The organism is Ewingella sp. S1.OA.A_B6 (assembly GCF_049889095.1).
GTDB lineage: Bacteria > Pseudomonadota > Gammaproteobacteria > Enterobacterales > Enterobacteriaceae > Ewingella.
This window is the reverse complement of record NZ_JBLJFK010000003.1, coordinates 76,065-90,068: the sequence shown is the minus strand read 5'-3', so window position 1 is coordinate 90,068 and position 14,004 is coordinate 76,065. Positions and strand designations below refer to the sequence as shown.

Annotated in this window: 13 protein-coding genes and 1 riboswitch; of the genes, 9 read left to right on the top strand and 4 right to left on the bottom strand. The window is 52.2% G+C overall.

What is annotated here, in order from left to right:
• Positions 1 to 33: 33 nt before the first annotated feature.
• Both hldE and yjeH read left to right on the top strand, forming a co-directional pair.
• On the top strand, positions 34 to 1,461 hold the full coding sequence (gene hldE / locus ACMV8I_RS10205; protein ID WP_498865116.1) for a bifunctional D-glycero-beta-D-manno-heptose-7-phosphate kinase/D-glycero-beta-D-manno-heptose 1-phosphate adenylyltransferase HldE: 1,428 nt from the start codon (positions 34 to 36) through the stop codon (positions 1,459 to 1,461).
• A 108-nt stretch (positions 1,462 to 1,569) separates the two neighbouring features.
• Positions 1,570 to 2,820, top strand: coding sequence for an L-methionine/branched-chain amino acid transporter (yjeH, locus tag ACMV8I_RS10200; protein WP_498865115.1), 1,251 nt, complete (start codon positions 1,570 to 1,572; stop codon positions 2,818 to 2,820).
• 69 nt (positions 2,821 to 2,889) lie between these two features.
• Here the strand turns inward: yjeH and ubiK are convergent, their stop codons facing one another.
• Entirely contained in the window at positions 2,890 to 3,162 is a 273-nt protein-coding gene (ubiK, locus tag ACMV8I_RS10195; RefSeq protein ID WP_498865114.1) for a ubiquinone biosynthesis accessory factor UbiK, read from the bottom strand.
• A 134-nt stretch (positions 3,163 to 3,296) separates the two neighbouring features.
• Positions 3,297 to 3,472, top strand: a riboswitch (FMN riboswitch).
• 267 nt (positions 3,473 to 3,739) lie between these two features.
• On the opposite strand from ubiK, the gene ribB reads away from it, so the two are divergent.
• Both ribB and ygiD read left to right on the top strand, forming a co-directional pair.
• Positions 3,740 to 4,393, top strand: a complete 654-nt coding sequence (ribB, locus tag ACMV8I_RS10190; RefSeq protein ID WP_498865113.1) for a 3,4-dihydroxy-2-butanone-4-phosphate synthase — start codon at positions 3,740 to 3,742, stop codon at positions 4,391 to 4,393.
• A gap of 190 nt (positions 4,394 to 4,583) precedes the next feature.
• The gene (gene ygiD, locus ACMV8I_RS10185; protein ID WP_498865285.1) at positions 4,584 to 5,372 is read left to right on the top strand and encodes a 4,5-DOPA-extradiol-dioxygenase; all 789 of its coding nucleotides are present in this window, start codon (positions 4,584 to 4,586) and stop codon (positions 5,370 to 5,372) included.
• Positions 5,373 to 5,590: 218 nt separating this feature from the next.
• Here ygiD and ACMV8I_RS10180 read toward each other — a convergent pair whose 3' ends face one another.
• The 3 genes from ACMV8I_RS10180 to tolC form a co-directional block, all read right to left on the bottom strand.
• Complete coding sequence (locus ACMV8I_RS10180; RefSeq protein ID WP_498865112.1) at positions 5,591 to 6,751, bottom strand: glutathionylspermidine synthase family protein; 1,161 nt, start codon at positions 6,749 to 6,751, stop codon at positions 5,591 to 5,593.
• Positions 6,752 to 6,760: 9 nt separating this feature from the next.
• Positions 6,761 to 7,426 (bottom strand): DUF1190 family protein, encoded by a 666-nt coding sequence (locus ACMV8I_RS10175; RefSeq protein WP_498865111.1) that lies wholly within the window; start codon positions 7,424 to 7,426, stop codon positions 6,761 to 6,763.
• Between the two features lie 303 nt (positions 7,427 to 7,729).
• Positions 7,730 to 9,247: an outer membrane channel protein TolC gene (tolC, locus tag ACMV8I_RS10170; protein WP_498865110.1), complete on the bottom strand. Its 1,518-nt coding sequence runs from the start codon at positions 9,245 to 9,247 to the stop codon at positions 7,730 to 7,732.
• 227 nt (positions 9,248 to 9,474) lie between these two features.
• Between tolC and nudF the strand changes: the two genes are divergently transcribed.
• From nudF to parE, 5 genes are all read left to right on the top strand, one after another.
• Positions 9,475 to 10,107, top strand: a complete 633-nt coding sequence (gene nudF / locus ACMV8I_RS10165) for an ADP-ribose diphosphatase (RefSeq protein ID WP_498865109.1) — start codon at positions 9,475 to 9,477, stop codon at positions 10,105 to 10,107.
• Between the two features lie 2 nt (positions 10,108 to 10,109).
• Positions 10,110 to 10,532: a DUF1249 family protein gene (locus ACMV8I_RS10160; RefSeq protein WP_498865284.1), complete on the top strand. Its 423-nt coding sequence runs from the start codon at positions 10,110 to 10,112 to the stop codon at positions 10,530 to 10,532.
• A 26-nt stretch (positions 10,533 to 10,558) separates the two neighbouring features.
• Positions 10,559 to 11,389 (top strand): 3',5'-cyclic-AMP phosphodiesterase, encoded by an 831-nt coding sequence (cpdA, locus tag ACMV8I_RS10155; RefSeq protein ID WP_498865108.1) that lies wholly within the window; start codon positions 10,559 to 10,561, stop codon positions 11,387 to 11,389.
• Complete coding sequence (yqiA, locus tag ACMV8I_RS10150) at positions 11,386 to 11,967, top strand: esterase YqiA (protein ID WP_498865107.1); 582 nt, start codon at positions 11,386 to 11,388, stop codon at positions 11,965 to 11,967. Before cpdA ends, yqiA begins: the two co-directional genes overlap by 4 nt.
• A gap of 102 nt (positions 11,968 to 12,069) precedes the next feature.
• A complete protein-coding gene (gene parE / locus ACMV8I_RS10145) occupies positions 12,070 to 13,965 on the top strand; it encodes a DNA topoisomerase IV subunit B (protein WP_498865106.1) in 1,896 nt (631 codons plus the stop codon).
• The last annotated feature ends 39 nt before the right edge of the window (positions 13,966 to 14,004 follow it).

Genomic DNA, 14,004 nt, shown 5'->3' with positions numbered 1-14,004 from the left:
TTATGTCAGGTTTTACCTGTTTTGGAGTATGGGATGAAAGTGACTCTGCCTGATTTTCACCGTGCCGGTGTGCTGGTAGTGGGTGATGTAATGTTAGATCGCTACTGGTATGGCCCGACTAACCGTATCTCGCCTGAAGCGCCGGTGCCGGTGGTGAAAGTCAACACCATTGAGGAGCGCCCTGGTGGTGCTGCCAACGTGGCGATGAATATCGCGTCCCTTGGAGCCGAATCGCGCCTTATCGGGATCACCGGTGTTGATGACGCCGCCCGTGCGCTGAGCCAGCGTCTGGATGAAGTGAATGTTCAATGTGATTTTGTGGCGTTAACGACTCACCCCACCATCACCAAACTGCGCGTGCTTTCTCGCAATCAGCAGCTGATCCGCCTCGACTTCGAAGAGGGTTTTGAAGGTGTTGATCTTCAGCCGATGCTGCAAAAAATCGAACAAGCGCTGCCGAAAACCGGCGCGCTAGTGCTGTCTGACTACGCCAAAGGCGCACTGACTGACGTTCGATCGATGATCCAGTTGGCAAAAAAAGCCGGTGTGCCGGTGTTGGTCGATCCGAAAGGTTCTGATTTTGAGCGCTACCGCGGTGCGACGCTGCTGACACCTAATCTGTCCGAATTCGAAGCCGTGGTTGGACGCTGTAAAGATGAAGCAGAGATTGTCTCCTGCGGCATGAAACTGGTTGCTGATTTTGAACTCTCGGCACTGCTGATAACCCGCTCAGAACATGGTATGACCCTGTTGCAGCCGGGCAGAGAACCGCTGCATCTGCCAACGCAGGCGCAGGAAGTGTATGACGTGACCGGTGCTGGTGATACGGTGATTGGTGTGCTGGCGGCAGCTCTTGCTGCTGGAAACTCACTGGAAGAATCCTGCTTCCTTGCCAACGCGGCTGCCGGTGTTGTGGTCGGAAAGCTCGGTACTTCAACCGTTTCTCCGGTTGAACTTGAGAATGCCATCGGCGGGCGCTCTGACGTAGGTTTTGGTGTGATGACCGAAACCGAACTGAAAGCGGCTGTGGCAATGGCCCGTCAGCGTGGTGAAAAAGTGGTGATGACCAACGGCATCTTCGACATCCTGCATGCAGGGCATGTCTCCTATCTGGCGAATGCGCGTAAGCTCGGCGACCGTCTGATTGTGGCCGTCAACAGCGATGCTTCTACCAAGCGCCTGAAGGGCGAAAGCCGCCCGGTCAATCAGTTACAAAACCGCATGATCGTACTTGGTGCGCTGGGCGCAGTGGATTGGGTTGTGGCATTTGAAGAAGATACTCCACAGCGCCTGATCGCCGGGATCCTGCCGGATCTGCTGGTCAAAGGGGGTGATTACAAACCTGAGCAAATTGCCGGTTGCGAGGACGTTTGGGCCAACGGAGGAGAAGTGCGAGTGCTCAACTTCGAAGACGGTTTATCCACCACCAAAATTATTAATCAGATCAAAGCGCAGGATTAATATACGGCATTGATCGACGATAAAAAACGAAGGCCTGGCATTGTGCCGGGCCTTTCTTTTATTGATCAAACCCAGGTATTGGTCAAACCCTGCTTAAGTGAGGCGTTTGTGAGTGGACTAAAACAGGAGTTGGGACTGGCGCAGGGCGTCGGGCTCCTCTCTACCTCTTTGCTGGGGACGGGGGTTTTCGCGGTGCCTGCACTGGCTGCACAACTGGCGCAATATGACAGCCTGTGGGCCTGGCCGTTGTTAATCCTGCTGGTTTTTCCTATTGCCATTGGCTTTGCTGCGTTAGGACGACACTTTCCCAGTGCGGGCGGTGCGGCCCATTTTGTCGGCACGGCCTTTGGCCCGCATATGGCGCGGGTAACTGGCTGGCTTTTTCTTTCCGTCATCCCGGTGGGACTGCCTGCCGCTTTACATATTGCAGCAGGATTCTGGCAGGCGGCTTTTGGCTGGAGTAGCACGAATTTGTTACTGGTGCAGCTAGGGACGCTTTTTGCTATCTGGTTTCTCGGCACCCGCAGTGCCGGCTCGAGTGCCAATATTCAGACGCTGATCGCTTTTTTGGTGGTTGGGCTGGTGGTGGCGATTTGGTGGAAGGGCGGGATAACGCTCAGCCAGATCCCGTTGCCAAAAGTACAGGATATCTCTCCGCTCTCAATGTTTGATGCGCTGGCCGTGATGTTCTGGTGTTTTGTCGGGCTGGAAGCCTTTGCTCATCTGGCAACTGAGTTCCGCCACCCCAAGCGTGATTTCCCACGTGCGCTGCTGATTGGCATGCTGGTGGCAGGCGCAGTGTATTGGGGTTGTACGGTGGCGGTGCTAAAGTTTCACGCCTGGGGCGAAGGCCGCGAGGCGGCAGCGTCGCTACCCGGTATTGTGGTACAACTGTTCGGCCAACATGCGCTTTGGGTGGCCTGCATCATTGGCTATCTGGCCTGTTTTGCCAGCGTGAATATCTACACACAAAGTTTCGCCAGGCTGGTATGGTCACAGGCACAACTCAAGCCGAAAAGCCGTCTGGCTAAGCTCTCCGCACAGCAGGTTCCGGTCGCTGCGTTGAACGCCGTGGTAGGCAGCTGTGTATTGTTCACACTGCTTATTTACTGGTTGGATCTGCCGCTCGATGCGCTGATTGTCTATGCCAATGGCATCTTTATTCTTATTTATCTGTTGTGCATGCTGGCAGGATGGCGGTTGCTGAAAGGGCGCTCAAGAGGGATGGCGTTGTTGGGGAGTCTGCTGTGCTGCTTTTTATTGGCTATGGTGGGCTGGAAGTCGTTATATGCTTTGCTGATGTTTGCTCTTTTATGGGGGATGTTGCCGAAACCCCGGGCAGTGTTACGGGTTGAGTAACGTTTGCTATGCGCATAAAAAAGACCTGCAAAACAGGTCTTTTTACGTCGATCTGGTGGGATGATAAAGTTAAACAGGATCCTGTGGCTTTTGCGCCGCAGTCAGTTTGCTTTCCAGCTCAGTCAGACGCTGTTCCATCGCCACCAGTTTCTCGCGGGTGCGCAGCAGCACTTGAGTCTGCACATCAAACTCTTCACGATTGACGAGATCCATACGGCTGAACTGGGCCTGTAAAACCTGGCGGATTTTCTTTTCGGCATCTTCACCAAATTCGCGAATGCCTTTTGGCATAGACTCGTGAACCTGACGGGCAATTTGTTCAATTTTCTTTGGGTCAATCATGCTTTTTACCTTATTTCGAATTAGGCGATTACAACCAGTGTAATCGCAGATGCGAATTCTATAAACCTCTTCGAAGGCATTAATCGGCCATTCGACACATTGCTCCGACCTTTTAATGGCGCTATAGTTGACGTGCTTATTCTCAGGGCGGGGTGAAAGTCCCCACCGGCGGTAAACCACAGAATACCGGAAGGATCATAACCCTTCCAACGTGGAAGCCCGCGAGCGCTCAACCTTTCGAGGTTAGAGGTCAGCAGATCCGGTGTAATTCCGGGGCCGACGGTTAAAGTCCGGATGGGAGAGAGTAACGATTCAAGCCAGGCATTAATTTGCCTGCTGCGTTATTTTTTATACCCGTCATACTTCAAGTTACAGGTGTGTTAACTGCGCTCGCCTACCTCAGTCACTTAGTCAGCTAAGCTCCTGGGATTCACGAGCTTGTTGCCTTCCTGAAACTCGAATTATTTAGGGTATACCACTGTAGTGCAACGAAGTCGCGCCACAGTGATACTCCTCAAGACGCCCTGATTCTGGTAATCCATGTATTTTACATACAGTTTATGAGGTTATTTTTACCATGAATCAGACCCTACTTTCCGAATTTGGTACGCCGGTTCAACGTATTGAGCGTGCACTTGATGCATTGCGCAATGGCCGCGGTGTAATGGTACTGGATGACGAAGATCGTGAAAACGAAGGCGACTTAATCTTTGCCGCCGAAACGATGACCGTTGAGCAAATGGCGCTGACGATCCGCCACGGCAGCGGCATTGTTTGCCTTACCATGAACGAAGACAGCCGTAAAAAGCTCGATTTACCGATGATGGTTGAGCACAACTCCAGCCAGTTCCAGACGGCGTTTACCGTGACCATCGAAGCAGCCGAAGGTGTGACAACGGGTGTGTCTGCTGCTGACCGTCTCACGACTATCCGCACTGCCATTAAAGACAATGCCAAACCTTCTGATCTGAACCGTCCGGGGCATGTTTTTCCGCTGCGCGCCCAAGCGGGCGGGGTGCTGACCCGCGGTGGTCACACCGAAGCGTCAATTGATCTGGTAATACTGGCAGGCCTAAAACCGTTCGGTGTGCTGTGTGAACTGACCAACGACGATGGCAGCATGGCACATGCGCCAGAAGCGATCGCGTTTGCCAAAAAACACGATATCACGGTACTGACTATTGAAGATCTGGTGGCCTATCGTCAGGCTCAGACCCAACAAGCCAGCTGAGTTTCTCCATCCTATTGAAAGGCCGCATCGTGCGGCCTTTTCTATTTTTCGATTATTCAAATTTACTGAATAACTTCATCACTGTTATCCGGCTGTGTGCCGCGAAGAAAAAGAGTACCGTATTTTCATCGCGCAGAATCCATCAGTCGGGAAGCTGCCACTCTTTTAACTTTGCGGTAAGGAAAACATGATGACTTCCCCTCGTATGCCTGCCTTGTTTTTAGGTCACGGCAGCCCGATGAACGCGCTCGAAGACAACACCTATACTCGCGCATGGCAAAAACTGGGTGAAACATTGCCGCGCCCGAAAGCCATCGTGGCTGTGTCTGCTCACTGGTTTACCCGGGGGACGGCTGTCACCGCGATGGAAAACCCGCGTACGATCCATGACTTTGGTGGTTTCCCGCAGGCGTTATTCGACAAACGTTATCCGGCACCGGGTTCACCTGCGCTGGCAAAACAGTTGCAGGAATTGCTCAGGCCCATCAATGTCACTGCAGATACCAGTGAATGGGGTCTTGACCACGGGACCTGGGGCGTGTTGATCAAGATGTATCCTGATGCGGATATTCCTGTGGTGCAGCTCAGTATCGACGGTACACAACCGGCAGAATATCACTATCAGATCGGCAGGAAACTGGCCGCGCTACGTGACGAAGGTGTGATGATTGTTGCCAGCGGTAACGTGGTGCATAACCTGAGGAGGGTGAAGTGGGAAGGTAACACCGAGCCTTATCCTTGGGCGACCTCCTTTAACCAGTATGTATTGGATAATCTGGGCTGGAAAGGGACGGTCAAAGACCATCCGCTGGTCAACTTTATGCAACATGAAGACGCAGCCCTTTCTCATCCATCCGTCGAGCATTATCTGCCGCTGCTGTACTTATTGGGTGCATGGGATGGCGAAGAGGTGATCACCACGCCAACCGACGGTATTGTGATGGGGTCGCTCAGTATGCTGTCCATACAGCTAGGCTAATATGCTCGTCATCCTTCAAGCTGCAGGTGCGTTGGCTGCATTCTCTCACCCGAATCACTGTCCCAGGTCAGCTCATCGGGATTCGCTTGTTTGCCGCCTTCCTGCACCAAAAGTAGGCGCTTCTGGGCGACTCGAATGATTGAGGGTATAGGCTAATTGCCACATAAAAAAAGGAGAGTGAAATGATTCGCTCTCCTTTTTTATTGTCAATTTAAAGGTTAACCGATGATCACATGCGGATAGAAACGTGACAGATCCTGCGTGATCAGCGCTTTATCTTCGCGCAGGCCAATGCCGCAGGGTTGATCGTTGATCAACCAACTGCCGATCAGCGTATAGCTGTCACCGAACTGCGGCAGGTGATGGAACTGTTGGACTATCATGCCCTCTTCGCCGTAAGGACCCTCCACGCGGGCGACTTCCTGGCCTTTTTCGATAATGCGGATATTGGCACCTTCACGGGAAAACAGCGGTTTGATCACATAGTGATCCATTTCCGGGTGTGCATCCTCTGCGAAAAAAGCCGGCAGCAAATTTGGGTGATCCGGGAACATTTTCCATAACATCGGCAGCAAGGCTTTGTTAGAAATAATGGCTTTCCAGGCCGGTTCCAGCCAGCGGACTCCCGCATCTTCCAGTTTGGTAGAGAATATCTCGCGGAACATGAATTCCCACGGATAGAGCTTGAACAAGTTGCTGATCACCTGATCCTGCGGATCGGTAAACTGACCGCGTTCGCCAAGGCCGATCTCTTCAATGAACAGGAAATCACTGGCGAGTTCTGCTTCCAGCGCGCAATCCTGCAGATATTGCACCGTACCACGATCTTCCTCTGTGTCTTCACAGCAGGCGAAATGCAGCAATGAAAAACCGTGCTGGTTCTTCAGCTCGCTGAAACGCTCAATCAGTTTTTCCTGCATGCAGTTGAACTGGTCGGCATCCTGCGGCAGTTTGCCTGCGGCAATTTGGTCTTCCAGCCATAACCATTGGAAAAAGGCCGCTTCATAAAGCGACGTCGGGGTATCGGCATTGTTTTCCAGCAACTTCGGCGGGTTAACGCCGTCGTAGGCCAGGTCCAGGCGGGAATAGAGTGAGGGCTGCTGGGTGCGCCATGAGCTGCGGACAAATTCCCAGACGTGTTTCGGGATCTGGAATTTCGCCATCAGAGCATCGTCGCCGATGACTTTTTCGACCACTTTCAAACACATCTGATGGATGTCTGCGGTAGCCTCTTCGATCTCTTCTATCTGTGCCAGCGTGAACTGATAGTAAGCATCTTCACACCAGTACGGCTCGCCATACATGGTGTGAAAGTTGAAGCCAAACTCAGTGGCTTTTTCGCGCCAGTTCGGGCGTTCTGCAATCGCTAAACGTTTCATGACGGCCTCTTAGCCACCCATGCTGCGTGACGGTGAACGCGTGTTGGAGGCCGAGCTGCGCTGCATGGTGTTCTGTTTTGCTACGCTCTCACCGAAGCCACCACGTGTTACGGTACTGGTGGTCGCGGGCTTTGGTGCCATCGCAGTTTTAGGCACGTTCATGGTACGTCCGCCAGCGGTCGCTGGACCGTAGCTTTTACCGGTGGCATCGACGAATTTGCCGTTAGCCGGGCTGGCGGCATTTTTTGAGGTGAACAGCGGTTGCTGAGCAAAGCCCGCGCCGCCCATCATACGGCCCATCATGTAGCCAGCCATCAATGGCATCCAGAAGCTGCCACTTTGCTGCGGTTGTGCGGCCATGCCAGCCTGCGCTGGCGTCTGAGTACACTGACCTTCGCCGAATTCAGCCACACACTCTTCACGGCTGGCGTATTTTGGCGCGGTTTTTTCAGCTTCTTTTTTGGCAGCATCATAAGCCGCAGTACACTGTGCGCTGTTAGAGGGATTAGCTTTTGAACAATCGTCTACGTTTTGGTAAAGCGAGACGGTTTCATCGGTTTTTTCACAAGCTGAAAGCATAAATACGGCGCTGACGGCAATGGCGACAGGGGTGATGCGATAGCTACGCCAGGATTTGCGGAAGGTAGCCAGATTGATGTTTTGTGTCCGTTTCATCGAATATATCCCATGTGTAGGGCTTTTTTGCCCTTTCCCAGTAGTGCACAAGAATAGGGTAAAGATGATTAATGTTAAAGCAGTCAGGGTCAATTGTTACGAGACTTTACGAAAGGCTGTGACGCGGGCAAAAAAAACAGCCCTTCAGGCTGCTCAGGTCGAAAAACGGTGATACCCGTCATACTTCAAGCTGCATCTTTATTGGCTGCGCTCATTCACCCGAATCACTTAGTTTACTAAGCTCATCGGGATTTCTTCTCTTGCCGCCTCGATGCACCTCGAATTATTTTGGGTATAATTCGATTAATTCTTGAATGGATTACCGCTTTTCTTGGTGCTGTGAGTGGTTGTCGGGGTACGGTTTACTACCGGTGAACTCGCGTTGTCAGCTTGTGCGCTATTTTGGGTCTGCGTTGCATTCTGATTCTGATTGTAACCGTCCGCAGACGCATCCTGTTGTGGACTTTCCGGAGCAACGGCGTCAGGTGTAGTCGGGATCGATTTGCCTAACGCACCGTTCAGGGCCAGCAGATCATTTTCGTTCAACGTACCTAATGCGGATTTAATATTTAACTCATTAATCAGGTAGTTATAACGTGCAGCTGACAACTGTTGCTTGGCATTATACAGCGTCGTGGTCGCATCCAACACGTCAACGATGGTACGGGTACCCACCTGGTAACCTGCTTCCATCGCGTCAAATGAGCTTTGCGCAGACACAACGGCTTGTTTATAGGCGTTGATGCTGCTGATAGACGCAGAAACGTTGTTGAAGGAAGAGCGGACGGTCTGAACCACAGAACGGTGAGCGCTTTCCAACTGCTCGCTAGCGCCAACAAAGTTGTATTGCGCCTGTTTGACCTGAGAGGTCACCGAGCCGCCGCTGTATAGCGGCAGGGAGAAGCTGATACCAACTTTATTCTGGCCTGAATCGCTGTCCTGAAAATTGCCGGAGCCGGTATTAGATCCGTTGTACTTGGTGTTGCTCAGACCCGTGGACGCCGTCAGGTCTACTGTCGGCATGTGGCCAGTCTGGGCAGAACGGATTTGCTCACGCGCTAAATCCTGTGACAAACGTGCAGACAGCAAGCTCAGGTTGCGGCTTTCTGCTTCTTTCAACAGGCTGGCGACCGGCTGCGGGCGCTGGGTGTTGAAACGGTCAATATTCAGTGAAGAGAGCTGCGGGTAGTAAACGCCTGTGACTTGACGCAAAGATTCCAATGCGTTGTCGAGGTTATTACGCGCAGTCACTTCATTGGCCAGCACGGTGTCGTATTGCGAACGGGCATTTTGCACATCAGTGATCGCCACAAGGCCAACGTTGAAACGCTGAGTTGTTTGATCTAACTGGCGATAGACAGCTTGTTTCTGAGCTTCGGTGTAAGACAGGGAATCAATCGCGCTTAATACGTTGAAATACGCCGTCGCTGAATTCAGAATCAAGGATTGCTGAGCCGTTTGGAAAGTGACGTCCTGAATACCGGCCGTTTTCTCCTGCAGGGTCAATGCACGCCATTTTGACATATCAAAAATGGTCTGAGTCAACTGCAGGGAAGCACTGGCCACATTGCTGTTAACACCATTCGCGTCGCGATAGCCATTGGTATAATCATAATCCGCACCCAAGCCGAGTTGCGGCAATAAAGGGCTGCGCGATTCATTAATTTTTTCGAATGCAGCATCACGGTCAGCGGCAGATTTTCGCAGATCCGGGTTACTTTCCCTGGCTTGCTGGTAGACCTGCATTAGGTTTTCAGCCTGGCTCATCGCACTAAAGCCGCCCAGGCTAAGTCCGATTAGAAGGGGGAGCAGTTTCTTCATTTGCATTCCTTGTTGTGCAGCAATGTTGTTATGGTGACGCTGTCAAAATACGAATAGACCCTGATTCTATCAGAGACTGGCAGAAGGACTGAGTGGCTTAACGTGCCTTACGGCCTAAATTAGTATAAATCTACCACAAACGTGCCTGATTATTATTAGCGCATTTTCATCAAATTGACCTCAAATGACGATAATCTGTCTGTGTGAGGGAATAAGGGAGAAGCAAGATGTCTTCATTAAAAAATTCACCGGTCACTTTCGGTCAGGATGATGTGGAAATTATTGCACGTGAGACGCGATATAAAGGTTTTTTTTCCATTATTGCCTATCGGTTTCGCCATCGTCTGTTTAGTGGCGAAATGAGTGGAGAAGTGGTGAGAGAGGTTTTCGAACGTGGCCATGCAGCGGTACTATTACCCTATGATCCTCAGCGTGATGAAGTGGTGTTAATTGAACAAATCCGTATTCCATCTATTGATTCCAGTGATACCCCATGGCTTCTCGAAATGGTCGCCGGTATCATTGAAGAGTGCGAAACGGTAGAAGAGGTCGCACGTCGCGAAGCGCTGGAGGAAGCTAATATTGTTGTCGGCCGCTGTAAACTCGCGCTGAGCTACCTCGCCAGTCCAGGGGGAACCAGCGAACGCTTGTCTATCATGGTCGGCGAAGTGGATGCGACAACGGCACAGGGAATTCACGGCCTTGCGGTGGAAAACGAGGACATCCGCGTGCATGTGGTAAGCCGTGAACAAGCTTACCGCTGGGTGGAGGAAGGCGTAATCGATAATGCTGCGTCAGTTATTGCTTTGCAGTGGCTGACTCTGCACCATGAATCCCTGAAAAAAGAGTGGTCCCACTGATGATTAAGCGCTATACCCCTGATTTTCCAGAGATGATGAGGTTGTGTGAAACCAATTTCGCACAACTGCGCCGTTTAATGCCGCGTAATGATGAAGTTGGCGAAATGGCAACTTATCAGGTGAGTAGCGCAACGTACCGTCTGACCGTTATTGAGTCCACGCGTTACACGACCTTGGTTGAGATAAAACAGACCGCCCCGGCGGTCAGCTACTGGAGCCTGCCTTCATTAACCGTGCGTCTTTATCACGATGCTATGGTTGCCGAAGTGTGTGCGAGTCAGCAGATCTTTCGCTTCAAAGCACGCTATGATTATCCTAATAAAAAGTTGCATCAGCGTGATGAAAAGCATCAAATTAACCAGTTCCTTGCGGATTGGCTGCGTTTTTGCCTTGCGCATGGAGCGATGGCCGTTCCGGTTTGTTAGACAGACTTGATAACAAAGGACACTACTTGGAAAGCCTGTTTAGACTGCCTTTGGTGAATGGGGCCAAAGTCAGAATTCTGCAAATTACAGATACTCATCTCTTCGCCGGTGAGAACGAAACGTTGTTGGGGGTGAACACCTTCCGCAGCTATCGCGCTGTGCTGGATGCAATAAAAGCACAGGAGCGCGAGGTCGATATCATCGCGGCAACCGGCGATTTGGCTCAGGATCAATCCCTTGAGGCCTACCACCATTTTGCTCAGGGCATTAATGAACTGCCTGCGCCCTGTGTCTGGTTACCAGGAAATCACGATTTCCAACCCGCGATGGTCGATGCCTTGCAAGCTGCGGGTATTCATCCCTCTAAGCAAGTGCTGCTCGGCGATCGCTGGCAAGTCTTGCTGCTCGACACGCAGGTATTCGGTGTACCGCACGGTCATGTCAGTGAATATCAGATCGAATGGATGGAACGTTGTCTGAATGCTTACCCCGGCCGTTTCACGCTAATTATGTTGCATCACCATCCGCTGCCGTCGGGATGTACCTGGCTTGACCAGCACAGTTTGCGCAATGCGCACATGCTGGCTAACGTGCTGATGCACTATCCGAAGGTCAACACCTTGCTCTGCGGACATATTCATCAGGAGCTGGATCTCGACTGGTACGGAAAACGGCTGTATGCCACGCCATCGACTTGTGTTCAGTTCAAACCGCATTGTACCAATTTCACTATTGATACGGCCGCGCCTGGCTGGCGCTATCTTGATCTCTATCCTGATGGCCGGGTAGAGACGCAGGTATGCCGTCTTAACACTGATGAATTCAGCCCGGATTCGGATTCGGACGGTTACGAATGAGCACCTTACTCTACCTGCACGGTTTCAATAGTTCACCGGAGTCGGCCAAGGCTACGTTGCTCAAAAACTGGTTGGCGGAAAGTCATCCTCAGATAGAAATGGTGGTGCCGCAGTTGCCGCCTTTTCCATCGGATGCAGCGGAGCAACTTGAATCCCTGGTGATGCAAAAATCCGGGCGGAAACTGGGCATTGTCGGCTCTTCGCTGGGCGGCTATTACGCCACTTGGTTGTCCCAATGCTTTACTGTGCCAGCCGTGGTCGTCAATCCCGCCGTGCGGCCTTTTGAGCTACTTATCGACTACCTGGGGCAGAATGAGAACCCCTACACCGGGCAGCAATATGTGTTAGAGTCACGCCACGTTTACGACCTGAAAGTGATGCAGGTCGAGCCGCTGGAGTCACCGGATTTACTGTGGTTGCTTCAGCAAACGGGCGATGAAATCCTCGATTACCGTCAGGCCGTGGCGTATTACACTCCCTGCCGACAGACGGTCGAACCTGAGGGAAATCATACTTTTATCGGCTTCGAACGCTATTTTTCGCCGATTATTGATTTCCTGGGTCTGGCATCGGACTGAATCGTCAGGGTGAGTTTTCCCCCAGAGGACTTTCCGACTCGCAGACCCTGCAGCGCCCGCCCAACGAATGTTTCCCAACCTATGAGCCACGAATATTCAACGATGAGCCAATCAACTTATAACGCGGATTCCATAGAGGTCCTCAGCGGTCTTGAACCGGTGCGTCGTCGCCCCGGCATGTACACCGACACCACACGACCAAACCACCTCGGTCAGGAAGTCATAGATAACAGCGTCGATGAGGCGTTAGCCGGTCACGCAAAACGTATCGAAGTGATCTTGCACGCCGACCAGTCTCTTGAAGTCACTGATGACGGTCGCGGTATGCCGGTGGACATTCACCTTGAAGAGGGTGTGCCAGCAGTTGAACTGATTTTTTGTCGGCTGCACGCAGGCGGCAAATTTTCCAACAAAAACTATCAGTTTTCCGGCGGCCTGCACGGCGTGGGGATTTCCGTGGTCAACGCTCTCTCAACACGTGTTGAAGTCGCAGTGAAACGCGGCGGCGAAGTCTATGAAATGGCATTCGAGAACGGCGACAAGGTTGAGGATCTGCACGTTACCGGCACCTGCGGCAAGCGCAATACCGGTACTAGCGTGCATTTCTGGCCGGACGTCAGCTTCTTCGATAGCCCACGTTTTTCCGTCAGCCGCCTCAGCCATTTGCTAAAAGCTAAAGCAGTTCTCTGCCCTGGCGTTGAAATTGTTTTCAAAGACAATGTGAACAACACCGAGCAGCGCTGGTGTTATGAAGATGGTCTGACTGACTATCTGATGGAAGCGGTCAACGGTCTCATCACTCTGCCGGAAAAAGCCTTTGTTGGCGTATTTTCCGGTGATACCGAAGCGGTTGACTGGGCGTTGCTGTGGCTGCCGGAAGGCGGTGAGTTGCTCACCGAAAGCTACGTCAACCTGATCCCAACCATGCAGGGCGGGACGCACGTCAACGGTCTGCGTCAGGGCCTGCTCGATGCCATGCGTGAGTTCTGCGAATTCCGCAACATTCTGCCACGCGGCGTGAAGCTGTCGGCGGAAGATATCTGGGAGCGCTGTGCCTATGTGCTGTCGGTGAAAATGCAGGATCCCCAATTTGCCGGTCAGACCAAAGAACGTTTGTCTTCACGCCAGTGTGCAGCCTTTGTGTCCGGCGTGGTGAAAGATGCCTTTAGCCTGTGGCTGAACCAGAACGTGCAGGCCGCTGAACAGTTGGCTGAACTGTGTATTTCCAGTGCCCAGCGTCGTTTACGTGCCTCGAAGAAAGTGGTGCGTAAAAAACTGACCAGCGGCCCGGCGTTACCCGGCAAACTGGCTGACTGTTCCTCGCAGGATCTGAATATGACCGAACTCTTCCTGGTGGAAGGGGACTCGGCAGGCGGATCGGCCAAACAGGCGCGCGATCGTCAATATCAAGCGATCATGCCCCTCAAGGGTAAGATCCTGAATACCTGGGAAGTCTCTTCAGACGAAGTGCTGGCCTCGCAGGAAGTACATGATATTTCGGTGGCGATCGGTATCGATCCCGACAGCGAAGATTTGAGCCAGCTGCGTTACGGTAAAGTCTGTATTCTGGCGGATGCGGACTCCGACGGCTTGCACATCGCCACGTTACTGTGTGCGCTGTTTGTCCGTCATTTCCGCTCTTTGGTTCGCGGTGGACACGTTTATGTCGCCATGCCGCCGCTGTACCGAATCGATCTGGGCAAAGAAGTATTTTACGCGCTTGATGAGCAGGAAAAAGAGGGCGTACTGGATCAGCTGAAACGCAAAAAGGGTAAACCTAACGTCCAGCGCTTCAAAGGATTGGGCGAGATGAACCCGCTGCAACTGCGTGAAACCACGCTGGATCCAAATACCCGCCGCTTGGTGCAACTGACCATCGACGAAGAGAATATCGATCAGACCCTGCGCATGATGGACATGCTGTTGGCGAAGAAACGTTCTGAAGACCGCCGCAACTGGTTGCAGGAAAAAGGTGACACCGCCGAACTGGACGTGTAAACCGATTCGTTTTCATCATGAACAAAAACGCCGGAGCTG